Here is a 22994-nt window from a genome sequence, read left to right on the forward strand (position 1 = left end):
ATCGAAATCGATTGCGCTATGACAAAAAAAATTAATTTGTTTATTACGTATAAGTCAAAAAAAAGACGAACCGATGTTCGCCTTACCATTGTAGTGTAGTTTATTTAAGCTTTATTTTCAAGCGTCAAATCTACGGTGAGTTTAGCTGTTTCGGACAAGGTTTTCTTAGCCAAGGCGGGAACAGTTAAATCGTAATCCTTGAGCTTTACCGTGAAGGCTCCGTCCAAATGAATTTTTGCTCCTTCTACTTTCAGCGTCATTTTGGTTTTGACTTTCTGAGTCACTCCATGAATCGTCAAATCACCTTCTACTTCATACGTTCCATTTTGAGGTTGAAAACCAACGATTTTTCCTTTAAAAGTGGCTTTGGGCAACTTATCACTGTCCATATAATTCTCGTTGAAATGTTCTTCCATCAACGGAATTTTAAAACGAAAAGACTTAATCATCACTTGGATGGCTAAGTCGCCGTTATTTTTATCCAAGAGCGCCGAAACGGCATTGTTGGTCGCGGCCACTTGGTCGGTAGCTCCATTGACAGTGGCATCAAACTTAACGACACCTGTGCGCGTAATCATTTTTTGGGCGTGCAGCATTCCGCTGAGCAAGAATAGCAAACACAGTAAATTCTTTTTCATAGCCATGTATATTAATCCAATGGGTAGTTATTGGTTGCCCAGTTTTCGATAATGGCAATACGGGTGGTATTCATTTTCCCAGTGGGAGGCATGATTTCGCCACAGGCTGTCCCTTTAATTCGGCACAATAAAGTACCATTTTGCGTAATGTCTTTTACTTCTTCATACGTCAACAACGAAAACTCGTCAACACCGTCATGGCAACCTGTACAATTATTTTCCATAATAGGTTTGACATTTTTGTTGTAAGAAGGATTAGCAACTATACCTGAGGCTTCCTCAAACGTTGACGATTCACAAGCATATTGTAACCCTATAAGTCCCAGGAACAAGAATGTGATTAGGGACAATTTAAAAAAATTCGTTTTCATAGCAATTGCAATTAAAATACACGGTATAAGTTGAATCCGAAGAAAATTCCTCGGTTAAAATCCCCAGTCGCTGTGGTAAAATAGCTAACGTCATTCATCGCTTGACTGTTGGAAAGTACCAACTGAAATACGTGTCCACCCGTTTCGATATCAACGCCTACGGTAAGCGGATTTTGATACGGGTCATTGGAAACGGTATTGAAACGCTGGGCATATTCCCAGTTGAAACTACAGCGTTTTGAAAACTTATAACGTCCGCCCAAAGCCACTAAAAACTGACTTTTTTCTTCCAGAACGGGGTCGTATAAGTTTTTATGAATGTACATTGGGGTAAGCTGTAAAGAAAAGTTCTCCGAAAACTTACGCGAGATCAATAACTGATTGGAAAAGGCAAAGCGGTCAGTACCGGATAATTCGGGATATTCTTCTTTTTCCAATTGGGAATTAATATCCATGGTATGGTATCCTACAATGGTAACAGGAAAACCATCAACCTCTTGTGCCATGAGTCGGTATTTACCCGACAATTCATAGGTTTTTGCTAAAGTATGCCGTGAAAAGCCCAAAGTAAGCCATTCGGTTGCGCCATATAATCCGCCTAGTTTTGTGAGTGCATTGTCCAATCCAAAAAAGTTATCGAAACCATTGGTCAAATCTCCAAACCGGTGGGCGACCAAGAAATACCATTCCCCTTTTGCCGCCATTTTGGTCGACTGCATGGTGCAAATTTGTTGTCCTTTGAATGCTGCGCTGACCGTTTCTTTTTTATTTTGATCTTGATTGAGTTCGTTTAACAAATCGTCTTGCGCATGCACGTTTGTTGTGTAACAACCCATTGCAATCCACGCCAAGGCTACTATTTTTTTCATAGTTAAGGAATTAAAGTACATTGATCCATTTTTATTTCATCGAGAAAATCATCGTATCCGATGACACGCCCTTTTACAGTAACTGTAGCCCCCACTTTAATAGAAAAGGGAACTTGACTGATGCACACTACCTTTTCATCGAGTATAAGTTGAGTGCCTTCCAAAGCGGTTACTATTCCCGAAACTTCAGTGGCTTTTTCCAAATAGGTGGCATTCGCTTTTTCAGTGTTAGCCACAAAAGCTTGATGTAAATCTAGGGCTTTGAGTGTAAACGCAGCAGCCTCTTTTTGAACATCACGTCGTTCTGAATGATAGACATAACGATACCCAAAGTAACCAGCGAAAGCTACAAGAAGTAAGCCTATTAGTCCTATTTTAAAGGATTTTTTCATTTAATCGACGATAATCTTTTTCCAAGCTTTTTGTCCTTCTCCTTGGATTTCCAAAAGATAGGAACCTACAGCTAAACCCTCTACTTGAATTTCTTTAGCATTTTCAGTATTGGAAAAAGAAAGCGTACGAATTAACTGCCCTGAAAGTGTATAAACACTTACCGTTTCAATACCCCAAGTAGCACTAACTGATACCGATCCGCGTGAAGGATTGGGATAAACACTAACGGTCACTGGAGCTATTTCTTGCGTACTTAAATTGGTAAAAGGAGTGTCGATAGCATACCCGCGATTGGCTCCACCATGATTATTCATTGTATAATTGGCCGTATTACTTCTTGCCCAAGCAATATCTAGGGTAGTATCGTCAAAATTAAAAGTATAATCACTGCTATCCCCTGTGCTCAAGGCACGTGTACATATAATGGTGCGTAAACCTGCAATAGGTGTATTATTGGTATTTGAAACCAAGGTCCAATTATTAGTAGTATCGGTTATCGGAGAGAAACCTTCGCCATTGAAACGCGCGTCAACTACATTTGAAGTATTGTTCCAGTACACCAAATCTTGCCCCACGGCCATTCCTTGTATTCCCGTAAATGATCCAAATTGTAATCCAAACCAGCGGTCATTGGGCCCGATCATAGTCAAGGTTACTGTTGATGTGCTGCTATCCAATAAAAAATTGGCACGTACGTTGGTTGAAAGGTTAACAACCCCTGTTGCTTTTTGTTGCCCAAAGGCTTGAAAAGCACCTATACACAACAATAAAAGAGTAATTTTTTTCATAGTGTTTTTTTTGTTTAAATATAAATAAAAATGTCCGAACAAAACAAATGCCCTTTAAATTCTATTTTCGTAAAACAATGAAAAAGGTTTTTCCCCTACTCCAAAAATTGAAAAAATACTACAAAACCCATAACATTTCCCGTAAGGGTAAAACAGCTTTTGAGGTCCAAAACATCGCAAAATCTTCAAATTCCTTTTCAAAAGACTCTTGCAAAGCTCCCCATGTTTGTAGCGAATGGCTTGGCGTTAGTCGTGTTATTTGCTCCATAAGCCATCGCCCTTCTGCTTCGGGCAATACCGTTTCAATCTCTCCATGGAGCGCATGCACTCGTATGTGAAGCATGGGCCATGTTTTTCCTTTTTTTTGTTTTTGAAAAAATGAACATTCCGGTTGAAGTCCCCCCCAAATAATTTTAGCCGATGATTTAGGTAAGAGAATTCGCTCGTCATCAAGGGCAGACATCATATAATTGGGCGCAACTTTGGGATGCGGAATTTTAAAATCAAACCAATTTTGCAACGGATCATCCAAACAAAGTCCGTGCATATAATTGAACAACGATTTTCGCAATCCAAAGCTAAAACGGTCGTTATTGATACCCTTTTGATCAGTAAACTCGATATCATTGTGGGCAAACGAAATGGGTTGCTTTTGAGGAACGATACCATAAGCCTCGGGGTCTAATCCAATGGGACTATGAGCCGTGAGTGCAAATTGATGCCAAAAACCCGATTGTACAATCCCTAAAGAAAACAATTGCCGAACCATTTCTAGACTATCGATGGTTTCCTGAACCGTTTGAGTAGGATACCCATACATTAAATACGCATGAACCATGATACCGCTTTCGGTAAAATTTCGGGTCACTCGTGCTACTTGCGCTACTGTAACTCCTTTTTGAATAAGCGCCAACAACCGATCGGAAGCGACTTCGAGTCCCCCCGATACCGCAATACACCCCGAAGCTTTTAGCAACAAACAGAGGTCGCGGGTAAAACTCTTTTCAAACCGTATATTGGTCCACCAGGTCACCACCAAATTGCGGCGTAAAATCTCAAGGGCCACTTCGCGCATCAACGCAGGAGGAGCTGCTTCGTCTACAAAATGAAACCCCGATTCGCCCGTTTGTGCAATTAACGTTTCCATACGATCGACCAACATTCGGGCATGAATGGGTTCATAGACTTTGATATAATCGAGTGAAATATCGCAAAAAGTACATTTGCCCCAATAGCAACCGTGCGCCATGGTTAGTTTATTCCATCGTCCATCACTCCACAAACTATGCATAGGATTGGCAATTTCAATCACCGAAAGATACTCCGTCAACAATAGATCGGAATAGTCAGGAGTACCCACTTCCGTTTGCTTGTAATCACCAACGGCAGCATCGTTTTTGTACATCACTTCACTTGCTACTCGAAGGTAGGTTCGTTTCCATACCTGTTCCGCCTCAGGAAGCTGAAGATTAGCATGTAAAAGTTCGATAGGGCGCTCTCCATCGTCGAGGGTGATGTAATCAAAAAAATCAAAAACACGGGAATCGGTCAGTTGACGTAACTCCGTGTTGGGAAAGCCACCGCCCATAGCAATTTTAGTGTCTGGATAATTGGACTTTATCCACTGTGCACAGCGAAAAGCACTGTATAAATTGCCTGGAAATGGCACCGAAAAACAGACCAGTGCAGGTTGCTCTCGGTGCATGGTCGCAGCTAAGCGTTGTAACGTAAATTGATCGACAAAAGTTGGTGCTTGTTGCAGCGCTTGGTAGAGTAAATCAAAACTGTTGGCACTTCTACCCAAACGTTCTGCATAGCGTGAAAAGCCAAAATTGGGATCGACACATTCTACTATAAAATCGGACAAGTCCTCCAAATACAGGGTAGCCAAATGTTTGGCCTTATCTTGTAATCCCATAGCGCCAAACGCCCATTCTAAATCATCCAACTGCGAAAAACGGGAGGCCTCAGGCAAAAAATTTCCTGAGCAAATCTGTCGCGCCAAACTAGGTTGCTTACCTTGCAAAAAACCAACTACAGCGGCAATAGTTTGCATATACACCGAGCGCATCTGGAAAATCCGTTGCGCATTTTCGGACATTGTTTCTTGAACCTTTGACGCTTCAAAAATGGCTTCTAATCCCTTGGGGGAAAACAAATCCAACACCACTTCGAGTCCCAAATCCATTTGATACGCCGAAATCGAACGGGTATTTAAAAACCCTTTCAAGTACGCCGTCGCAGGATACGGCGTATTGAGTTGTGTAAATGGGGGCGTGATAAGAAGCAGTGCAGCCACGGTTATGATTTTGTACAAAAATAGAATTTAACGCACAATTAGGAATTTGAAAAGAAGGCTATTTTTAAAATTCTTTACATTTGACAAAAATTATCTCATGCCCACCGATTGTATCGAATACCGTGAATTGCCCCAATTTTCCGAACTTATTCGGGATTATTTGGATCAAAAGGCATCGGTACAACCGTTATACCATCGCTATCCAAGCCTTCCTCATTTTGAAGCGCAATGCCAAGAAAAAGGAGCGCATTTCAGCACAGCCCTACGTGAAGGTTTAGTCACCGAGTGGCGTCGGCAATACGAGGGATTTAGGCTTTCGGAAGCTTCTGAAGCGCACTTGAATGCCCTGCATGAACCCACTACATTTACGATTACGACCGGACACCAATTAAATTTGTTTACGGGTCCTGTGTTTTTTTGGTATAAAATTATTTCTGTCATCAATCTTTGTAAAAGCTTACAAAAAACCTATCCCCACTATCGGTTTGTCCCTGTCTATTGGATGGCTACGGAAGACCATGATTTTGAGGAAATTCAATCTTTCCGATTGGGAGAAGTGAAGATAACGTGGCAGACTTCGCAACAAGGTGCTGTGGGTCGTTTTGTACTTGATGCCTCTTTTGAAGAGGTTCGAAATAGAATAAATGCCTCCTTTCCCGATGGCGAACGAGGGCAATTTTTGAAAGCTTTATTTCATGAATCGTATGCTGAGGGTCGCACCTTGGCAGAAGCTACCCGCTACTTGGTGCACCAACTCTTTGATCAGGAAGGATTGCTCATTTTTGATGGGGATCAAACCTGGGGAAAAACAGCCTTTCTACCCTACGCTTTGCGGGAAATTCAAGAGCAAATCACGTATCAAGCCACTCAGGAAACACTCGAACTTATGACACCTTACAAAGCACAAGTGAATCCTAGAGAACTCAATTTATTTTATTTGGAGTCAGGAGTTCGGGAGCGACTCACACGAGAAGGCGATTGGATTGTTCGTCACGATAGTGGCATACGGTATTCACTTGAAGATTTCAAACGCCTTTGCCAAGAAAAACCCGAATGTTTGAGTCCGAATGTGTTGCTACGACCACTTTATCAAGAAATCGTATTGCCCAATTTGGCCTATATTGGTGGAGGTGGAGAAATTGCGTACTGGTTGCAATTAAAAAAGCAATTTCACCAATTTGAGGTTCCCTTCCCTATATTGATTTTACGTAATTCCGTACTTCATGCCACGGCGAAGCAAGCCAAAAAGGCAGGCAAACTGGGCGTTACCTTTACCGATTTGTTTCTCAGCACTTCGGATCTTCGCACCCGTGTGGTTCAAAAAATTCAAACCGTCTATTACGACTTTACGGCACAAAAGAACTTGTTGCAGGAACAGTTTGCCGCATTAGAGAAACTGGCTGTACAAACTGACCCCTCTTTTTTGGGCGCTGTAAAAGCTCAAACCCATAAGCAGCTCAAAGGATTGGAACATCTTGAAAAAAGATTACTTCGAGCAGAAAAAAAGAAGCATGAAACCCACCTCAATTCGGTTGAGGCGCTACAATGGGAATTATTCCCCAGTCGAGGATTGCAAGAACGCACGGCTAATTTTAGTACTTTTTATCTCGCTTATGGTCCCGAGTGGGCGTCCCGTTTATATACAGAACTGGATCCGCTTTACCCCTACTTTAGTGTGATGGTTTGGGATTAATTTATAAACACTACAACGTTATCGTGGGTAAATCCCAACTTTTAGATTTTGTAAATCAGCATTTTGCTTTAAATTTGTTAAAATATTTAACAAAATCTAGATGAAACTAAAACTACTTTTTACAACGTTGCTTGTTGCTGCTTTAAGTGCTTCAGCACAAACCATTTCTATTGTGGGAACTGGAGTCAATGGATGGCCTCCAACCAATGGCCCAGAAATTACCTTGGCCAGTACCGACAATATTATTTACACGATCAATAATTTGGTGGTTACCACAGGAGCAGTTAAATTTCGTCAAGATTTTGGTTGGGCCAATAACTGGGGCGGTTCGACGTTTCCGAATGGAAATGGTGCTCCAAACGGGCAAGACATTCCAACATTAGCTGGAACGTACAATGTTACCTTTAACCGATTAACAGGTGCGTACTCTTTTGTAGGCAACACAACAGCTCCATTGGTAGAGTTGTGGGGTCCAGCTGTTAATGCGCAATTGGGCTTTGGAGGTCCTGGTGTGGCCATGGCTACGACTAATGAAGTGAACTATACTTTATCAAACTTTGTATTTACTTCGGGTAATGCCTATTTCCGTTTGAATGGCAACAACAACCTAACCTTCGGCAGCACTGCATTTCCTTCAGGATTGGCTGTAGCCTCGGGACCAACTATTCCAGTAATTGGAAGAGAGTGGTATGTTACGTTTAACCGTACGACTGGGCAATACAACTTTGAATTCCCTTTAGTTGGGCTATTGGGCTCTGCCTTAAACGGTTGGACTACAGATGTCGATATGAATACCACAGATGGATTTAATTATTCGTTGCAAGTGGCTTTAACGACTGGCGCTGTAAAATTCCGTAAAAACAATACTTGGGATGTGAATTGGGGTGGCAATGATTTCCCTTCTGGAACAGCTACAAATAATGGAAACGATATCAATATTGCCACAGCGAGCACCTATTTGGTGCAGTTTGAACCGTTGACAGGTGCCTACAGTTTTACGGACTTGTTGAGTCAACCGACTTTTGTTACGCCAAGTTTCCAATTGACCTCCAATCCTACTTCAACGGCCTGGAATGTAGAAGGCAATACCGTAGTGGAAATGGTAGAAGTAATGGATTTAAGCGGTAAACAAGTTGGTATATACCGTCCGAATGCTACTTCTTTTTCGATAGAAGCCTCTCATTTGGTTACGGGAATGTATTTACTTAAAATGGTAAGCGCACAAGGAACACAAACATTGAAATCGATCAAAAATTAAATATTGAGTTACGTTAGAAAAAATCTCCAACGGGCAACTGTTGGGGATTTTTTATTTTATGGTGAAATGATTTCCGATTTCTGAATCAAAACACTACTTTTGCACCCGAAAATTAATACTTACACAATGGCAGGTACAAGAACATTTACCATGATTAAGCCGGATGCGGTTGAAAAAGGCCACATCGGTGGGATTTTAAATATGATTACTGAAGGTGGATTCAGAATCGTAGCGATGAAGTTAACGCAATTGACGGTAGCCGATGCGCAACAATTCTATGCCATTCACAAAGAGCGTCCGTTCTTTGGGGAATTGGTAGAATTCATGACACGCGGTCCGATTGTGGCAGCAATTTTAGAAAAAGACAATGCGGTTGAAGATTTCCGTACCTTGATTGGAGCGACCAATCCAGCGGAGGCTGCGGAAGGAACCATCCGTAAAAAATATGCAACCTCTATCGGGGAGAACGCCGTTCACGGTTCGGACTCGGATGAGAATGCAGCAATTGAAGGGGCTTTCCACTTTGCAGGAAGAGAGCAGTTTTAATTCAAAACAGATTACAAGACAAAGCCGATGATTTTTCATCGGCTTTTTTTGTATTGAAATACCTAGGTTCGTTCTAGCCCTGAACTACCTATCGGCAGACAGGTAGCACGTCATCCTCCCGACCCTTCGGGAGATAAAGCGGATTGCAGGAAGGAAGTTGTTATGAAGGTGAGGTTGATGCTTCTTAACCATTAACGCAACACCAATTCTTTAATACATTCTTTACCTAAGGCTTCGTTGAGCATGGATATAATTTTCTGTTTGCCGTGGCTTAGTTCTTCGCGTAATACGGCGGAGGAAAGTGTAACATAGAGCGTACTACCTTTAAGAACGACCTCGCGGGTGTAGCTATTCACTCCGTTGCCCAAAAGGCTGCGCCACACCTGCTCGGCATCGACGCGATCGAGTCCCGCCTCCAGTTTATGCGTCTGTACGAAGGCTTTTAACACTTCGGCAAGTGAATTTTCATTACTTTGACGTTTCATTGTTACTTTCGAGAGAAGGGTTTGAATTTCTTGTATCGGTATTCGATATTATCGCCGTTTTTAAGCACAAGCACCGAGTCAGTAAGTTTGACTAGAGCCTCTTTCCAACGCCCATAATCGGTTTGATAATGCAGGTACAAGGTAGCATTGGAGTCCTTTAGTGTAATTTTTTCTTGCAACGTATTGGTGCGAAATGTTCCGTCGAGTTGCGGCATCACTTTTTGACGAAAACCCGATTTACCTTTGATTTGAATATAATCGACTGTGGTGCTCGCTTTATAGTCAATCGGTTCTCCTTCTGGATGTTCGGCTTTGGTAATTTCCCAATAGCCATTTAATTTAACTAAATCTTTTTCGGGAATGGGAGAGGAACATGCGGACAAAAACACGCCAATTACCCCTAAAATTAAGCTTTTTTTCATAATCATTCTAAAAACCTAAAGGTATCGATTTTATGCAATATTCTAATACCTTTGATTAAACCTTTTTCGCCAAAAAGACTCTAACCTTAAAAATCTTTAACCATGAAAAAAATAGCCTGCGTTTCGTTGCTTTTCAGCAGTTTGTTATTGACCGTTTCGTGTTCGGATTCGGACAGTACCAGTCAAACGCCTCCCGAGGAAACCATGTATTTTCCGCCCAGTGACGGAAGTAATACGTGGGAAACGCAATCGGTGGCCGGTTTGGGTTGGAATCAAGCGGCGGTGCAACCATTGGTCGATTATTTGACTTTGAAAAACACCAAATCGTTTATTATTTTGGTTAACGGTCGCATTGTCATGGAGTACTATTTGAACGGTCACAGCGCTACCACGCCATGGTATTGGGCAAGTGCAGGGAAAACGCTGACGGCAGCTGTTACAGGGATTGCACAACAAGAGGGTTTGCTCAACATTAATAATAAAGTATCTGATTATTTGGGGACAGGCTGGACGAGTGCTCCATTGGCCAAAGAGAATTTGATTACATGCAAAAATTTGTTATCGATGAATTCGGGCTTGGATGACAGCATGGGTGATAGTGTGAATCCGTCCAATTTATTGTACGTCGCCGATGCGGGAACGCGGTGGGCCTATCACAATGTCTATATAAAATTACAGGATGTGGTTGCTGCCGTGAGTGGCCAATCGTGGAGTACGTATTTTAACACCAAACTTCGGGACCGTATCGGAATGACCGGTGGCGCTTGGATTGCCAGTGGTGATGATTTAAGTGTGTATTGGAGTACTACGCGAAATATGGCGCGGTTTGGTCTTTTGGCGTTAAATAAAGGAAAATGGAATGGCGTGCAAGTCGTCAATGAAGCGTTTTTTAATGAAGCGGTGAATACGTCCCAAAATTTAAATCAGGCTTACGGCTATATGTGGTGGTTAAATGGAAAATCAACGTATCGATTGCCGCAAACCCAATTCGTATTTAACGGTTCGATTATTCCCAACGGCCCTACTGACATGTATTGTGCGTTGGGGAAAAACGATCAAAAAATATATGTGGTTCCAAGTAAAAAGATGGTGGTCATACGAATGGGAGAGGCTGCAGATGCGGTGAATATGGCTTTATCGGATTTTGATGATACGTTATGGACAAAAATAAATGCGCTTTTTTAGGCGCATTTTTTATTTGGTTTTAAAAAGAACGCGATCGAAAAAACGAATCAAACCTGAAATCAGGAAAAAGAAGGCGATGAGTTGCATCCCCATGGCGATATCGGTAAAATGTCCTTCCACGAGTTTGGATAACAGTCCAATCCCGAAGCTCAAGAGAATCAGAATTAGGAAAGGTACATTACGATACCAATAAATGACTTTCTTCATGTTATGCGAAAAAACTATCTACAAATTCGTATTTATTGAACACTTGTAAATCATTGATCCCTTCGCCTACTCCAATATACTTTACCGGTATTTGAAACTGATCGGAGATACCAATGACTACGCCTCCTTTGGCGGTACCGTCCAATTTGGTGACCGCTAAACAACTCACTTCGGTGGCAGCCGTAAACTGTTTGGCTTGTTCAAATGCGTTCTGACCTGTGGAGCCATCCAATACTAAAAGTACATCGTGTGGGGCATCGGGAACAACTTTTTGCATTACTTTTTTCACTTTGGACAATTCGTTCATTAAGCCTACTTTATTGTGCAAACGTCCCGCAGTATCGATAATGACCACATCCGCTTTTTGAGCTACAGCCGATTGTAACGTATCAAATGCCACGGAGGCTGGATCGGAACCCATTTGTTGTTTTACAATAGAGACACCAACCCGATCGGCCCAGATTTGCAATTGATCGATAGCCGCAGCGCGAAAAGTATCGGCAGCTCCGAGTACAACTTGGTGACCGGCTTTTTTGAATTGATGAGCCAATTTTCCAATAGTGGTAGTTTTTCCTACCCCGTTGACACCAACGACCATGATAACATAGGGCCGTGAGGTTATGGGTATGACAAACTCGGTTTCTTCACCCGATTGTGTTTCGGAAAGCAAGCCTGCGATTTCTTCGCGTAAAAGTTGATTCAATTCATCGGTTCCAAGATATTTGTCTTGGGCCACACGTTCTTCAATACGCTCGATAATTTTAAGGGTTGTATTGACGCCAACATCGGAGGAAACAAGAATTTCTTCCAAATTATCCAATACCTCATCATCGACTTTAGACTTTCCCGCAACGGCTTTGGTAAGTTTAGAAAAAAAACTTGTTTTCGTTTTTTCTAAACCTTTGTCTAAGGTTTCTTTTTTCTCGGATGAAAATATGCGTTTAAAAAAGCTCATACGGAACTACAACTACGGTGAATTTTGTTTGACAAATATAAATAAAAAAGCTACTTTCAAGAGAAAGTAGCTTTAATATATTCGGGTTCACTTCTGACTATTTCTTTTTCAAATACTCATCAACTTCTTCAGGAGACATGATCGCCTCTACGAAAGTGTAAGCACCTGTTTTAGGAGATTTTACCATTTTAATGGCTTTAGTTAATCTCTTTGAAGCGGTTTGTAACGTTGCTACGGTTTTCTTTGCCATGATTCAAAAGGGTATTTGAAATTTTTAAAACAATAAAAATCTCGTATTATTTAATTTCTTTATGTACAGTCATTCGCTTTAAGATCGGATTGAATTTTTTCAATTCCATACGATCGGGCGTATTTTTTTTGTTCTTCTTCGTGATATAACGAGACGTACCAGGCATACCTGATTCTTTGTGCTCAGTACATTCTAAGATTACTTGGATTCTATTACCTTTCTTTGCCATTGTCTTTAATATTAAGGATTACCGATTAAATAAAGCCTTTTGCTTTTGCATCTTTCAATACAGCTGCAATGCCTTTTTTGTTGATTGTTTTAATCGTTGATGCAGCTACACGTAAGGTAACCCATCTATCTTCTTCAGCAAGGTAGAAACGTTTTTTAACTAAGTTCACAGAAAACTTTCGTTTCGTTTTGTTCATCGCGTGAGAAACGTTGTTTCCAACCATCGCTCTCTTACCTGTAAGGTCACAAACTCTTGACATTATGCTTTTCTTTTATCGTTATTCAAAATCAGGGTGCAAAGAAACAAAAAAGAAACATTAAAAAAAAAAAAAATTAGAGATTTTTTAAAATTTCTTTTTGCAGCATTTCCAAGGCTTTAACGGTGGCTCGGTCCACTACTTTTTCACGGGGTTGACCAAAATTAAAGCGCTCAACGACAACCTCTTGTGGGGTAGCCAACGCAATAAAAACGGTTCCCACTTCGGCATCCGATTCACCTTTTTGGGGTCCGGCATTACCGGTTGTTGCCAAAGCATAATCCGATTGCATTTGCGCTTGCACTCCCAAAGCCATCGCTTGCGCCACCTCGGCACTTACAACAGTATGGGCAGCAATCAGCTGAGGATCGACACCCAAGAGCTTTGTTTTTATTTCGGTCGCATAACTCACTACACTTCCTTTAAAATACGTAGAGGCCCCAGAAACTGACGTAAGCAGCTGGGCTATTTTCCCTCCTGTGCAACTTTCGGCGGTAGCCAACGTTTGTCCCCTTTGACTTAACAATCGGCCTACCACCACTTCTATCGTTTCCTCTTCGTCAAATCCAACCAATATATCGCTAATCAGTGGGCTAACCGCTGCCACTGCTAGAGCCACCGCTTCTTCCAATTGTTTTAAATCGGTTCCTCGAGCGGTAAGACGCAAGCGTACGCGCCCTGGAGCGGGTAAATAAGCTAGTTTTATGGATTCAGGCAATTGATTTTCCCAGGCCTCAATGCGCTCTGCGATAACACTTTCGCCCAAGCCATACGTTAATAAGGTTTTGTGAAGAATATAAGGACGTTGGTATTCGGCGGCAATCTTGGGTATTACTTGTTGTTCCATCAAATGTTTCATCTCATAGGGTACGCCAGGCATCGAGATAAATACCGTTTGCTCTTTTTGAATCCACATGCCCGGAGCCGTACCTACAGCATTGAAAAGCACTTGCGCCTTTGAAGGAACTAAAGCCTGATCCTTGTTCAACTGTGAAGCAGGTCGTTGCAGTACTTTCTCGATGAGTGCAACTACATGCTGTTCAACATCGGTGTTGCGCACCAATGTGTCTTCAAAATAGTCAGCCAAGGTTTTTTTGGTGATGTCATCTTTGGTAGGACCCAAACCTCCTGTCATCACTACAAAATCGACTTGATTCTGATAGGCCGAAAAGGTTTGTAGTAAAGCTTCCCGTTGATCACTTATCGAACGCATTTCCACTGTTTGCACCCCAATTCGATCCAAGGCCTTAGCGATATATGTTGAATTGGTATCAGCGATTTGCCCAATAAGGATTTCATCTCCAATGGTAACAATGGCAGCTTTCATGGGTAACTAAATGTTCGATTAAATTTCGAAATCTTTTTTTATTTCTTTTACCGCTTTTTCAACTTGAATTTGAATACTTTCAAAAGTAGCTTCAATTTCTTTGCGTTTTCCTTCTGCTTTGGTCCAAGCCTCTACTTGAAGAATTTCTTCATGGGCCATGGTCATCCCCAACAAATCGAGTGTGGGTTTTATTTTATGGGCATACGCATAGGCCAATTTGTGGTCTTTGGTTTTGATACCCAACTCTATTTGTTGTAAGTCTTGTGGAACTTCAGTAACAAACAAGGTAATGATTTGCATGACAAACTCCGGATCATTGTCCGATAGTGCATATACTTTTGCGAGGTTATAATTAATTGCCATTCGTAGATATTCGATTATTTGCCTTTATTTAATGTGTATTCGAAATGCTTTTTTTCCTTCTATAAATCCTTCCAATTTATCATTGGGATGAACTTTGGCGACACCTTCGGGAGTACCCGTAAATAAGATGTCGCCTTTTTTGAGCGTAAAATACTGAGAAACATAGGCAATTTGCTCATCTATTTTCCACAACATCTGCTCCGTATTCCCTTTTTGAACGACGTTCCCGTTGGAATGTAACTCAAAATTAATATTTTCAACTGATTCAAAATCAGATTTCGGATAAAATTCACCAATAACCGCTGAACCGTCAAATGCCTTTGCTTTTTCCCAAGGCAATCCCTTTTTTTTGAGTTGTTCTTGAAGATCGCGGGCTGTAAAATCAATACCTAATCCAATCTCATCGTAATATTGATGTGCCATTTTTACATCGATGTATTTTCCGACTTTATTGATTTTAACCAAAACCTCCACTTCATGATGTACGTCATCGGAAAACTCCGGAATCACAAAAGGATGTTGCTTCAATAAAATCGAAGAATCAGGTTTTAAAAATACTACTGGGGCTTCAGGACGCTCATTCTGAAGCTCAACGATATGCTGCACATAATTTCTTCCGATACAAATGATTTTCATGGTAACAGTTTTAAGCGGATTTACCCTACCCGATCTTGATTTTTAATTACAATTTGGTGTTTAACTTCCGTAATTTTATACCCGTAAGTACCTTTTTGGTATACAAAGGAAAATCGGCCCCTTGAATCCAACCAAAGTATCCTGGCTCTTTATCAAAAACATCCTCTACCAAAGCGCCTTTGTGTTTGCCAAAGGTAAATATTTCCCGACCTTTATCGTCCAACGCAATGAATCCTGCGAAATCAACCGCTTTTTTTCGTGTGGTATACTCTGAAAGCGCTTTTACATCGTTGGGTAAATCGGGATAGCGGTCCAATTGCGCTTTGAGAATTTCATAAGTTGCTTTGGTATCGGCTTCCGCACTGTGGGCATTGTCTAAGGTTTGGTTGCAATAAAAACGATACGCTGCACTCAAGGTTCGCTCCTCTTTTTTATGAAAAATGGTCTGCACATCCACAGCTACTCGATTTTTCATATCAAAATCAACTTCAGCGCGTAACAACTCCTCCGCCAACAACGGAATATCAAAACGATCGGAATTGTATCCGGCCAAATCTGAATCCTTTATCATCACATGAATTTGAGGGGCTAATTCTTTAAATGTAGGCTCGTTAGCGACTTTCTCATTGGAAATCCCATGCACCGCCGTAGCTTGAGGAGGAATAGGAATCGTGGGATTCACCAACCAAGTTCGACTTTCTTGATTCCCGTTGGGATATACCTTTACTATTGAAATTTCAACAATACGATCGCGCGCTACATCAATTCCGGTTAAAAAAAAAAAAAAAAAACAAAGGGGTCGGTTTAATTTTAATTCCATTTTTTACAATTCAAGCGGACAAATATACGGGATTGCATGTACCGTTTATCGATTATACAGCATAATTTACCTCATTCCACACAGATGCTTTATGCGGGCAAAAGGATGTTGTATTCTAATTATTATCAAGGATTTACAGCGGCAAGAATCGTAAATTTTAACAAATAGTACACTTTTTGTGTAAAGGTATTTTGAAAAAAAGAGATAGTTTTACCTCAACAAAAAACACAGTTTAAATGATGTCAAGTATACGCCAAACCAAAAAAAAGAATAGAAAAATTAAACATCATTCTCTATGATTGTTGTCAATGGAGTATACTCTTTTTCATTTTCTATTGCATTATTACACGTTACTGTTTCACATTCACATTTCCATTCTCTTACTAGATTTTTATGGTAATGAAATAAAATAATCACGTTTTGAATAGTCATTACTAAAAAATTCAGAGGAAACATTTTTAAATGGTAAATGAAAGCATATAAATGAACTATTAATACTAATTAAAAGACGGTTAAATCGTGGCCAACCCCCAACTGTGACCCTGTAATGCTGTTTCCGCGCATTGCTTTTAGGAAAGGAATCTTTGAAGAAATTAGTCGATTTGTTATACTTCAAAGGACAGAACTAACGAATCAAACCGGTCTTTGGACCTTATTTTTAAGCCATTCAAAATTATGAAAAATCTAATCTTTGGCCTTATCGCCACAATATTCTTCGGAATTCCCTCTCAAGCACAAAACAATGAAACGCTAACTGAAAAAGCGATTGTGCAATCCATTACTTTGGTAAGTAAAACGAATACCGAAAAAGTAGCCTACCAATTTAAATCCCTAGCTGAGTTTGATGAAGGGCTTGAAGTTATTCTCAAAGAAGGTGCCCTTGTCAACACCGAAACGCAACGCAATGCAGGGAAATGCGAAGTATCGCTTGAAGTTAGTGTCACCATGTCTGTAGGTGTGGCGAGTGTTACCGTTACAGCCACGGCTACCGTGGGCTGCGCTGAAGTAGCAGCCACCGTTAGCCGATTACGAAAAATGCTCATCGCTTCCATAACGAGTTAAGACTTTAGGATGTTTCAATTTCGTACAATGGGACTTTTTTTCTGGATAATTTGTTTTTCGGGTGCCCAAGCCCAAGCTGATTTACAAACGGTGATTCGAGGAGGTGAATTGTTGTTAAACGGACTTACGATTTTAAAAATCGCAAAAGGAGATTCCAACACGTCCAAAGCGACCCTTGAGCAGGTATGTATTAAAAACAAATTAACCGAAAAAATTACGTTCCGAATAACTGGAAAAGGAGAAGATGGTGAGGAAATCAAGAAAGAACTTGTTGTCCAAAACGACGGAAAAGAGTGTTTGTTGGAACTCCCCAAAGGGATTTACACCTATGAGGTAATACTCTCGAACAAAGAAACTTATAAGAAAGGAGAATACCGATTTGAGGAATCCATGGTGATAACCATCAAACCTCAAAATTAAGAAAAAACCCGACACAATGGTCGGGTTTTGTATGTATTTTAAATCGTACGATTACTATCCCACGCTTCCAAATAATCGGCGACACGCTTCACAAAGCTTCCGCCCAAAGCGCCATCGACTACACGATGATCATAACTGTGCGACAAGAACATTTTCTGACGGATGCCAATAAAATCCCCCTCGGGCGTTTCAATTACGGCGGGCACTTTGCGGATAGCTCCCAAGGCTAAAATACCCACTTGGGGTTGGTTGATAATCGGCGTACCAAAGACCGACCCAAACGTTCCCACATTGGTTACCGTATAGGTTCCTCCTTGGGTATCATCGGGTTTTAATTTCCCTGCTTTAGCACGGTTTCCTAAATCATTTACGGCTTTAGCCATGCCCACCAAATTCAACTGATCGGCATTTTTAATTACGGGAACAATCAAATTGCCATTGGGTAAAGCCGCAGCCATTCCCAGATTGATATTTTTCTTCTTGATAATATATTCACCCTCAACAGAAATATTCATCATCGGGAAATCTTTCAACGCTTTCGCCACCGCTTCCATAAATATCGGTGTAAAGGTGAGCTTCTCGCTTTCGCGCTTTTCAAACTCGTTTTTCACCTTATCGCGCCATTTCACAATATTGGTTACATCGACCTCAATAAACGACTGGACGTGAGCCGAAGTCTGCACCGACTCGACCATATATTTTGAAATCAACTTGCGCATACGGTCCATTTCCACTATCTCGTCAGCACCGTTTACTGAAACAGGTACCGCTTGTGTTGCAGGGGCAGCGACAGGAGCGGCTACTGGTGCTGGAGTCGATGCAGGAGCCGTAGTTGCTGCAGGAACTGCTGGTTGATTTCCTCTATTTTTAATGTACTGTAACAAATCTTCTTTGGTGACACGGCCGTCTTTACCCGAACCGGCAATCGTATCCAACTCAGCCACGGAAATACCTTCTTCCTTGGCAATGTTTTTGACCAAAGGGGAATAAAATTTATCCGAACCCGAAAAATCCGCAGGTGCCGCAATTTCTTTTGCCACTTCCACAGCAGCGTCTACAGCTTCAACTACAGGAGCAGCAGCTACGGCTTGCGCAACGGGTTCAGCAACAGCCCCGCCTTCGGTTTCGATAATGGCAATGGTTTGTCCTACTTTTACGACATCGTTGACTTGAAATAAAATTTCGGATAGCGTACCCGAAACTTCACTGGGCACTTCACTATCGACTTTATCGGTGGCAATTTCCAAAACCGCTTCATCAGCAGCAATGGTATCCCCCACGTTTTTTAACCAATTGGTAATGGTTGCCTCTGCAACACTCTCCCCCATTTTAGGTAATTTCAATTCAAACTTTGCCATATTCGTAGTATATCGTTGTGTATGCTATTTTGGATTGCAAAAATACTAATTCTTACGTGTCGTTTCAGTTCATTGTATAAAATTTCACAAAAATTCTACCCCACCTACATCGTTTGCGTGATCACTTCCAATCAAACCCGCATATTGGGACATATAGTTGCGAAAGCTGCGACCTGAACCCTTGTGTTGTTGCATGAACGCTATAATCTCCTGAAACGAGAACGAACGGGTATCAAAAATGATTCGAACGGCCTTGTAATCCCGGTCAGAAAAATCACTCAACGCACTCAAATAAGTGACCGGGAAAATTGTTTGGAGTTGCAAATGGTGTTTGGTAAAAACAATAATCTCCTTAAAGAGAAAGGTCCGTTTCTTTTGTTGGGTACTTTTGATCAACGAAAAAAGAAAACTTCCCCCATACATTATGACGTCAAAAAATAAAGACCTTCGAAAATGTTTTTGGTAAAAAAACTGCATAGCCTCCCGAAAGCGCTTCATATACAACCCATCGCGAACGGTACTCTCACCTTTGTAATGAATTACCGAAGTATCCGCATAATAGTAATTTTTTCGTCCCGACTTCAAACTCAAATAACTCAAATCAATATCATCGGAATACATAAAACAGTTTTCATCAAAGCCTCCCAATTCGAGATATACCTCCCGTTGCATAACCATAAAAGCACCAACCAAAATATCGACCGCTCCCGATTGATTTTCTGTAAGATGCTCAGCATAATATTGTGTAAATCGGGTTGATTTTGGAAACACTTTGTATAACCCAAAAATCTTGGTAAATGCCACCCATGGCGTGGGAATACCACGTTTGCTTTCGGATAAAAAATGACCGGTTCCATCGATGAGTTTGCAACCTACAATTCCAAACGCGTTTTGTTGTTGTGCAAAGACTAAAACGTTTTGAAATGTATCTTCTGCCACGACGGTATCAGGATTTAAAATACAGATATATTCCCCTTTTGCCGCAGCAACGCCCACATTATTTCCCTTTGGAAAACCGTAATTCTCGGTGTTTGTAATTAATTTCACATCCGGAAAACGCTCCCGAACCATCGCGCAACTGTCATCAGAAGAAGCATTATCAACCACGATGATTTCGGCCTCCAATGATACAATAGCCTTTTGAACACTGTATAAACACTGCTCCAAAAAATACCTAACGTTGTAATTTAAAATAACGACCGAGAGTTGCATGCCACAAAGATAGGGATTGCCCCTGATTTATTGATGCGGAAATAAAATTGGTGATTGCCCCTGAATCCGTTACTTTTGTTCCTTCAAATGACAACTTAAAATTCCCTCAATTTTGAATTATTTATCGGTTGAAAATATCGCCAAATCCTACGGAGAACGCACCCTTTTTGAAAACCTATCGTTTGGAATAAACAAGGACCAAAAAATTGCCTTTGTAGCCAAAAACGGCACGGGAAAAACGTCCTTACTCAAAATGATTACCGGCGAAGACACCCCTGATGCGGGTCAGATCGTAATGCGTAAGGATATCAAAATGGCATTTTTGGCCCAAGAACCGCAATTGCAACCCGAACTCACCATCGAAGAAAGCATATTTGCCAGCGATAATGACACGCTGAAGATAATCGAACAATACGAAAAAGCCCTTGAAAATCCTGAAGACGAAGAAGCCTATCAAAAAGCGTTCGAAAACATGGAACGGCATAATGCGTGGGACTTTGAAACGCAATACAAGCAGATTTTATTCAAACTCAAACTTGATGATTTAAAGCTGAAAGTAAAGAGTTTGTCGGGGGGACAAAAAAAGCGATTAGCCCTCGCGATTATTCTCATCAACCGTCCCGATTTATTGATTTTGGACGAACCCACCAACCACCTCGATCTAGAGATGATTGAATGGCTGGAAAATTATTTTGCCAAAGAAAACATGACCCTGTTTATGGTAACGCACGACCGCTTTTTCTTGGAGCGGGTGTGCAATGAAATCATCGAACTCGACAACGGAAAACTCTACCAATACAAAGGCAACTACTCTTATTTTCTACAGAAAAAAGAGGAGCGCATTGCTAGTGAAAACGCCTCCGTGGAAAAAGCCAAAAACCTTTTTGTCAAAGAATTGGATTGGATGCGCCGGCAACCCAAAGCACGAACTACCAAATCCAAATCGCGTATCGACGACTTTTATGTGATTAAGGAAAAAGCACACTCCCGCCGGAAAGAACACGTTATGGAATTGGAAATCAACATGGAACGCATGGGGAGCAAAGTGGTCGAGCTGCATAAAGTATCGAAAAAATTCCAAGATAAAGTGATCCTCGACGGTTTTGACTATACCTTCAACAGGGGCGAACGCATCGGTATTATTGGTAAAAATGGCACCGGAAAATCGACGTTTTTGAACATTCTCACACAAACCCTCGCCCCCGATGCCGGAAAAGTAGTCATTGGCGATACCATAAAAATTGGCTATTACACCCAAAGCGGTATCAACCCCAAACCCGAGCAAAAAGTTATCGATATCATTAAAGAATACGGCGAATATATTCCACTGACCAAAGGACGAACCATTTCTGCCGGCGGGTTGTTGGAACGATTCCTTTTTGACCGAAAAAAGCAACACGATTATGTCGAAAAACTCAGTGGTGGCGAATTAAAACGCTTGTACTTGTGTACCGTACTCATTCAAAATCCCAACTTTTTGATTCTCGACGAACCCACCAACGATTTGGATATTGTCACGTTGAATGTGTTGGAAAACTTTTTGTTAGATTATCCAGGCTGTTTATTGGTAGTCTCACACGACCGCTATTTTATGGATAAAATTGTTGACCACTTGTTTGTGTTTCGTGGGCAAGGGGTGATAGAAGATTTTCCCGGAAATTACTCCGATTTCCGTGCCTATGAAGACAGTGCAGCCCCTGAAAAAGAGGAAAAATCCGAGGGGAACACCTCCAAAAACTGGAAAGAAAAGCAGGTAAAACAAGGACTTTCCTTCAACGAACAAAAAGAATTCCAAAAAATAGAACGCGAAATCAAAGATTTGGAATACGAAAAAAAACAAATTGAACAGCAGTTTACCGCTGGTACATTAGCCCCCGACGCTATTGAAACCAAAGCTTTGGAATTGCAAAAAATCATTAAAACGTTGGAAGAAAAAGAAGAACGCTGGTTTGAACTTTCGGCAAAGATGGAGGGGTGAGCAGTGTGCAGTGTTCAGTAAACAGTAGACAGTAGACAGTATACAGTATACAGTGGGCAGCCCTTAGGAGTCGGGATTAGCAGGTGGTCTCGGTGGGTCGTGATTTAGAAAAAAAGAAACAACATGCATCAAATTTTAGCCTATATACAATTCGTATGGCACTCCAAAAACGAACATGGGGTGCATTCGCCTTTTGTGTTTGATTTGGTGACAAAATGTTTTTATGATAAAAAAAAATACCCCGCTTACCTACAACTTTCGGCCTACCGACACCAACTTTTAAACAATAAGGAAACCATTGAGGTCACTGATTTTGGAGCAGGTTCAAGGGTTTTTAAATCCAATACCCGAGCGATTAACGCCATTGCTCAAAACGCAGGAATTTCACCCAAAAGAGCACAACTACTCTTCCGCCTAGTGCAGTATTGTCAACCCCAATCGATTTTAGAAATTGGGACCTCCTTGGGATTAGCGACCGCAGCCTTGCATTTGGGAAATCCGAAAGCAAGAATAACCACCCTCGAAGGATGCCCCAACACGCATACCATCGCCCAATCGGAACTCCAAAAATGGGAACCTGCCACCCGTTCGATCGAATTTATCACTACCGAATTTTCGGGAGCCTTGTCCAATCTAGGAACAGCAAACACTTTTGACCTCATCTATTTTGATGGCAATCATTCAAAAACAGCAACATTAGCGTACTTTGAACAGTTATTACCCACAGCCACCAACAATTCCGTGTGGATTTTTGACGATATTCATTGGTCAAAAGGCATGGAGGAAGCTTGGGAAAACATCAAAAACCATCCCGAAATTACCGTCAGTATCGATACTTTTCAATGGGGGATTGTTTTTTTTCGAAAGGAACAACGCATGGCCAAAGAACATTTTACCCTACGGGTTTAAATTTACTCGCTGCTGTAACATTTTCACAAAGAAGTTTACTTATAAGGACATAGGCTTTTTTGCCG

General features: G+C 41.2%; 27 protein-coding genes. 8 read left to right on the forward strand and 19 right to left on the reverse strand.

Features of this window, described 5'->3' with window-relative positions; translation table 11 throughout:
• Positions 1-104: 104 nt before the first annotated feature.
• The 6 genes from Q0037_RS08805 to Q0037_RS08830 form a co-directional block, all read right to left on the reverse strand.
• Complete coding sequence (locus tag Q0037_RS08805) at positions 105-638, reverse strand: YceI family protein (RefSeq protein WP_297517269.1); 534 nt, start codon at positions 636-638, stop codon at positions 105-107.
• Between the two features lie 11 nt (positions 639-649).
• Positions 650-1009 carry a hypothetical protein gene (locus Q0037_RS08810; RefSeq protein WP_297517270.1) on the reverse strand — a complete coding sequence of 120 codons (360 nt, stop codon included), beginning with the start codon at positions 1007-1009 and terminating at the stop codon, positions 650-652.
• A gap of 11 nt (positions 1010-1020) precedes the next feature.
• A complete protein-coding gene (locus tag Q0037_RS08815; RefSeq protein ID WP_297517271.1) occupies positions 1021-1878 on the reverse strand; it encodes a DUF5777 family beta-barrel protein in 858 nt (285 codons plus the stop codon).
• 2 nt (positions 1879-1880) lie between these two features.
• On the reverse strand, positions 1881-2270 hold the full coding sequence (locus tag Q0037_RS08820) for a hypothetical protein (protein ID WP_297517272.1): 390 nt from the start codon (positions 2268-2270) through the stop codon (positions 1881-1883).
• Positions 2271-3059, reverse strand: a complete 789-nt coding sequence (locus Q0037_RS08825; RefSeq protein ID WP_297517273.1) for a T9SS type A sorting domain-containing protein — start codon at positions 3057-3059, stop codon at positions 2271-2273.
• Positions 3060-3177: 118 nt separating this feature from the next.
• Positions 3178-5358 carry a radical SAM protein gene (locus Q0037_RS08830; RefSeq protein WP_297517274.1) on the reverse strand — a complete coding sequence of 727 codons (2181 nt, stop codon included), beginning with the start codon at positions 5356-5358 and terminating at the stop codon, positions 3178-3180.
• A 97-nt stretch (positions 5359-5455) separates the two neighbouring features.
• Between Q0037_RS08830 and bshC the strand changes: the two genes are divergently transcribed.
• From bshC to Q0037_RS08845, 3 genes are all read left to right on the forward strand, one after another.
• A complete protein-coding gene (bshC, locus tag Q0037_RS08835) occupies positions 5456-7051 on the forward strand; it encodes a bacillithiol biosynthesis cysteine-adding enzyme BshC (RefSeq protein WP_297517275.1) in 1596 nt (531 codons plus the stop codon).
• Between the two features lie 100 nt (positions 7052-7151).
• Positions 7152-8309, forward strand: a complete 1158-nt coding sequence (locus Q0037_RS08840) for a T9SS type A sorting domain-containing protein (RefSeq protein ID WP_297517276.1) — start codon at positions 7152-7154, stop codon at positions 8307-8309.
• A 126-nt stretch (positions 8310-8435) separates the two neighbouring features.
• The gene (locus tag Q0037_RS08845) at positions 8436-8855 is read left to right on the forward strand and encodes a nucleoside-diphosphate kinase (protein WP_297517277.1); all 420 of its coding nucleotides are present in this window, start codon (positions 8436-8438) and stop codon (positions 8853-8855) included.
• Between the two features lie 191 nt (positions 8856-9046).
• On the opposite strand, the gene Q0037_RS08850 is transcribed toward Q0037_RS08845, so the two are convergent.
• Together Q0037_RS08850 and Q0037_RS08855 are read right to left on the reverse strand one after the other, a co-directional pair.
• Positions 9047-9340, reverse strand: coding sequence for a DUF721 domain-containing protein (locus Q0037_RS08850; protein WP_297517278.1), 294 nt, complete (start codon positions 9338-9340; stop codon positions 9047-9049).
• Between the two features lie 2 nt (positions 9341-9342).
• Entirely contained in the window at positions 9343-9762 is a 420-nt protein-coding gene (locus tag Q0037_RS08855) for a lipocalin family protein (RefSeq protein WP_297517279.1), read from the reverse strand.
• Between the two features lie 102 nt (positions 9763-9864).
• On the opposite strand from Q0037_RS08855, the gene Q0037_RS08860 reads away from it, so the two are divergent.
• The gene (locus Q0037_RS08860) at positions 9865-10947 is read left to right on the forward strand and encodes a serine hydrolase (RefSeq protein ID WP_297517280.1); all 1083 of its coding nucleotides are present in this window, start codon (positions 9865-9867) and stop codon (positions 10945-10947) included.
• Between the two features lie 9 nt (positions 10948-10956).
• On the opposite strand, the gene Q0037_RS08865 is transcribed toward Q0037_RS08860, so the two are convergent.
• From Q0037_RS08865 to Q0037_RS08905, 9 genes are all read right to left on the reverse strand, one after another.
• Positions 10957-11154, reverse strand: coding sequence for a hypothetical protein (locus Q0037_RS08865; protein ID WP_297517281.1), 198 nt, complete (start codon positions 11152-11154; stop codon positions 10957-10959).
• A gap of 1 nt (position 11155) precedes the next feature.
• Positions 11156-12109: a signal recognition particle-docking protein FtsY gene (gene ftsY / locus Q0037_RS08870; protein WP_297517282.1), complete on the reverse strand. Its 954-nt coding sequence runs from the start codon at positions 12107-12109 to the stop codon at positions 11156-11158.
• Positions 12110-12206: 97 nt separating this feature from the next.
• Positions 12207-12359 carry a DUF4295 domain-containing protein gene (locus tag Q0037_RS08875; RefSeq protein WP_073362763.1) on the reverse strand — a complete coding sequence of 51 codons (153 nt, stop codon included), beginning with the start codon at positions 12357-12359 and terminating at the stop codon, positions 12207-12209.
• Between the two features lie 46 nt (positions 12360-12405).
• The gene (gene rpmG, locus Q0037_RS08880; protein WP_073362761.1) at positions 12406-12588 is read right to left on the reverse strand and encodes a 50S ribosomal protein L33; all 183 of its coding nucleotides are present in this window, start codon (positions 12586-12588) and stop codon (positions 12406-12408) included.
• A 25-nt stretch (positions 12589-12613) separates the two neighbouring features.
• Positions 12614-12847: a 50S ribosomal protein L28 gene (rpmB, locus tag Q0037_RS08885; RefSeq protein WP_073362759.1), complete on the reverse strand. Its 234-nt coding sequence runs from the start codon at positions 12845-12847 to the stop codon at positions 12614-12616.
• Positions 12848-12920: 73 nt separating this feature from the next.
• On the reverse strand, positions 12921-14171 hold the full coding sequence (locus Q0037_RS08890) for a CinA family nicotinamide mononucleotide deamidase-related protein (protein WP_297517285.1): 1251 nt from the start codon (positions 14169-14171) through the stop codon (positions 12921-12923).
• 18 nt (positions 14172-14189) lie between these two features.
• Complete coding sequence (locus tag Q0037_RS08895) at positions 14190-14534, reverse strand: Hpt domain-containing protein (RefSeq protein ID WP_297517287.1); 345 nt, start codon at positions 14532-14534, stop codon at positions 14190-14192.
• Positions 14535-14558: 24 nt separating this feature from the next.
• Positions 14559-15170 (reverse strand): fumarylacetoacetate hydrolase family protein, encoded by a 612-nt coding sequence (locus Q0037_RS08900; RefSeq protein ID WP_297517289.1) that lies wholly within the window; start codon positions 15168-15170, stop codon positions 14559-14561.
• A 46-nt stretch (positions 15171-15216) separates the two neighbouring features.
• On the reverse strand, positions 15217-15990 hold the full coding sequence (locus Q0037_RS08905) for a 3'-5' exonuclease (RefSeq protein WP_297517291.1): 774 nt from the start codon (positions 15988-15990) through the stop codon (positions 15217-15219).
• A gap of 675 nt (positions 15991-16665) precedes the next feature.
• Between Q0037_RS08905 and Q0037_RS08910 the strand changes: the two genes are divergently transcribed.
• Together Q0037_RS08910 and Q0037_RS08915 are read left to right on the forward strand one after the other, a co-directional pair.
• Positions 16666-17052, forward strand: a complete 387-nt coding sequence (locus Q0037_RS08910) for a hypothetical protein (protein WP_297517293.1) — start codon at positions 16666-16668, stop codon at positions 17050-17052.
• A 9-nt stretch (positions 17053-17061) separates the two neighbouring features.
• On the forward strand, positions 17062-17472 hold the full coding sequence (locus Q0037_RS08915) for a hypothetical protein (protein ID WP_297517295.1): 411 nt from the start codon (positions 17062-17064) through the stop codon (positions 17470-17472).
• A gap of 38 nt (positions 17473-17510) precedes the next feature.
• On the opposite strand, the gene Q0037_RS08920 is transcribed toward Q0037_RS08915, so the two are convergent.
• Positions 17511-18830 (reverse strand): dihydrolipoamide acetyltransferase family protein, encoded by a 1320-nt coding sequence (locus Q0037_RS08920; RefSeq protein WP_297517297.1) that lies wholly within the window; start codon positions 18828-18830, stop codon positions 17511-17513.
• Positions 18831-18914: 84 nt separating this feature from the next.
• Positions 18915-20042 (reverse strand): glycosyltransferase family 2 protein, encoded by a 1128-nt coding sequence (locus Q0037_RS08925; protein ID WP_297517299.1) that lies wholly within the window; start codon positions 20040-20042, stop codon positions 18915-18917.
• A gap of 112 nt (positions 20043-20154) precedes the next feature.
• Here Q0037_RS08925 and Q0037_RS08930 point away from each other — a divergent pair, with 112 nt between their 5' ends.
• Together Q0037_RS08930 and Q0037_RS08935 are read left to right on the forward strand one after the other, a co-directional pair.
• Positions 20155-22020: an ABC-F family ATP-binding cassette domain-containing protein gene (locus Q0037_RS08930; RefSeq protein ID WP_297517301.1), complete on the forward strand. Its 1866-nt coding sequence runs from the start codon at positions 20155-20157 to the stop codon at positions 22018-22020.
• 123 nt (positions 22021-22143) lie between these two features.
• Positions 22144-22929, forward strand: a complete 786-nt coding sequence (locus Q0037_RS08935; RefSeq protein WP_297517303.1) for an O-methyltransferase — start codon at positions 22144-22146, stop codon at positions 22927-22929.
• The last annotated feature ends 65 nt before the right edge of the window (positions 22930-22994 follow it).

The organism is Flavobacterium sp. (assembly GCF_027482425.1).
GTDB lineage: Bacteria > Bacteroidota > Bacteroidia > Flavobacteriales > Flavobacteriaceae > Flavobacterium.

What these genes read in the sequence shown, in the direction of transcription:
- Q0037_RS08905 (WP_297517291.1), bottom strand. Translation starts at nt 15,990, where the DNA reads ATGGAATTAAAATTAAACCGACCCCTTTGTTTTTTTTTTTTTTTTTTA.
- bshC (WP_297517275.1), top strand. Translation starts at nt 5,456, where the DNA reads ATGCCCACCGATTGTATCGAATACCGTGAATTGCCCCAATTTTCCGAA.
- Q0037_RS08805 (WP_297517269.1), bottom strand. Translation starts at nt 638, where the DNA reads ATGAAAAAGAATTTACTGTGTTTGCTATTCTTGCTCAGCGGAATGCTG.
- Q0037_RS08825 (WP_297517273.1), bottom strand. Translation starts at nt 3,059, where the DNA reads ATGAAAAAAATTACTCTTTTATTGTTGTGTATAGGTGCTTTTCAAGCC.
- Q0037_RS08925 (WP_297517299.1), bottom strand. Translation starts at nt 20,042, where the DNA reads ATGCAACTCTCGGTCGTTATTTTAAATTACAACGTTAGGTATTTTTTG.
- Q0037_RS08860 (WP_297517280.1), top strand. Translation starts at nt 9,865, where the DNA reads ATGAAAAAAATAGCCTGCGTTTCGTTGCTTTTCAGCAGTTTGTTATTG.
- Q0037_RS08820 (WP_297517272.1), bottom strand. Translation starts at nt 2,270, where the DNA reads ATGAAAAAATCCTTTAAAATAGGACTAATAGGCTTACTTCTTGTAGCT.
- Q0037_RS08810 (WP_297517270.1), bottom strand. Translation starts at nt 1,009, where the DNA reads ATGAAAACGAATTTTTTTAAATTGTCCCTAATCACATTCTTGTTCCTG.
- Q0037_RS08910 (WP_297517293.1), top strand. Translation starts at nt 16,666, where the DNA reads ATGAAAAATCTAATCTTTGGCCTTATCGCCACAATATTCTTCGGAATT.
- Q0037_RS08935 (WP_297517303.1), top strand. Translation starts at nt 22,144, where the DNA reads ATGCATCAAATTTTAGCCTATATACAATTCGTATGGCACTCCAAAAAC.
- ftsY (WP_297517282.1), bottom strand. Translation starts at nt 12,109, where the DNA reads ATGAGCTTTTTTAAACGCATATTTTCATCCGAGAAAAAAGAAACCTTA.
- Q0037_RS08920 (WP_297517297.1), bottom strand. Translation starts at nt 18,830, where the DNA reads ATGGCAAAGTTTGAATTGAAATTACCTAAAATGGGGGAGAGTGTTGCA.
- Q0037_RS08890 (WP_297517285.1), bottom strand. Translation starts at nt 14,171, where the DNA reads ATGAAAGCTGCCATTGTTACCATTGGAGATGAAATCCTTATTGGGCAA.
- rpmB (WP_073362759.1), bottom strand. Translation starts at nt 12,847, where the DNA reads ATGTCAAGAGTTTGTGACCTTACAGGTAAGAGAGCGATGGTTGGAAAC.
- Q0037_RS08865 (WP_297517281.1), bottom strand. Translation starts at nt 11,154, where the DNA reads ATGAAGAAAGTCATTTATTGGTATCGTAATGTACCTTTCCTAATTCTG.
- Q0037_RS08900 (WP_297517289.1), bottom strand. Translation starts at nt 15,170, where the DNA reads ATGAAAATCATTTGTATCGGAAGAAATTATGTGCAGCATATCGTTGAG.
- rpmG (WP_073362761.1), bottom strand. Translation starts at nt 12,588, where the DNA reads ATGGCAAAGAAAGGTAATAGAATCCAAGTAATCTTAGAATGTACTGAG.
- Q0037_RS08845 (WP_297517277.1), top strand. Translation starts at nt 8,436, where the DNA reads ATGGCAGGTACAAGAACATTTACCATGATTAAGCCGGATGCGGTTGAA.
- Q0037_RS08855 (WP_297517279.1), bottom strand. Translation starts at nt 9,762, where the DNA reads ATGAAAAAAAGCTTAATTTTAGGGGTAATTGGCGTGTTTTTGTCCGCA.
- Q0037_RS08815 (WP_297517271.1), bottom strand. Translation starts at nt 1,878, where the DNA reads ATGAAAAAAATAGTAGCCTTGGCGTGGATTGCAATGGGTTGTTACACA.
- Q0037_RS08895 (WP_297517287.1), bottom strand. Translation starts at nt 14,534, where the DNA reads ATGGCAATTAATTATAACCTCGCAAAAGTATATGCACTATCGGACAAT.
- Q0037_RS08915 (WP_297517295.1), top strand. Translation starts at nt 17,062, where the DNA reads ATGTTTCAATTTCGTACAATGGGACTTTTTTTCTGGATAATTTGTTTT.
- Q0037_RS08840 (WP_297517276.1), top strand. Translation starts at nt 7,152, where the DNA reads ATGAAACTAAAACTACTTTTTACAACGTTGCTTGTTGCTGCTTTAAGT.
- Q0037_RS08875 (WP_073362763.1), bottom strand. Translation starts at nt 12,359, where the DNA reads ATGGCAAAGAAAACCGTAGCAACGTTACAAACCGCTTCAAAGAGATTA.
- Q0037_RS08850 (WP_297517278.1), bottom strand. Translation starts at nt 9,340, where the DNA reads ATGAAACGTCAAAGTAATGAAAATTCACTTGCCGAAGTGTTAAAAGCC.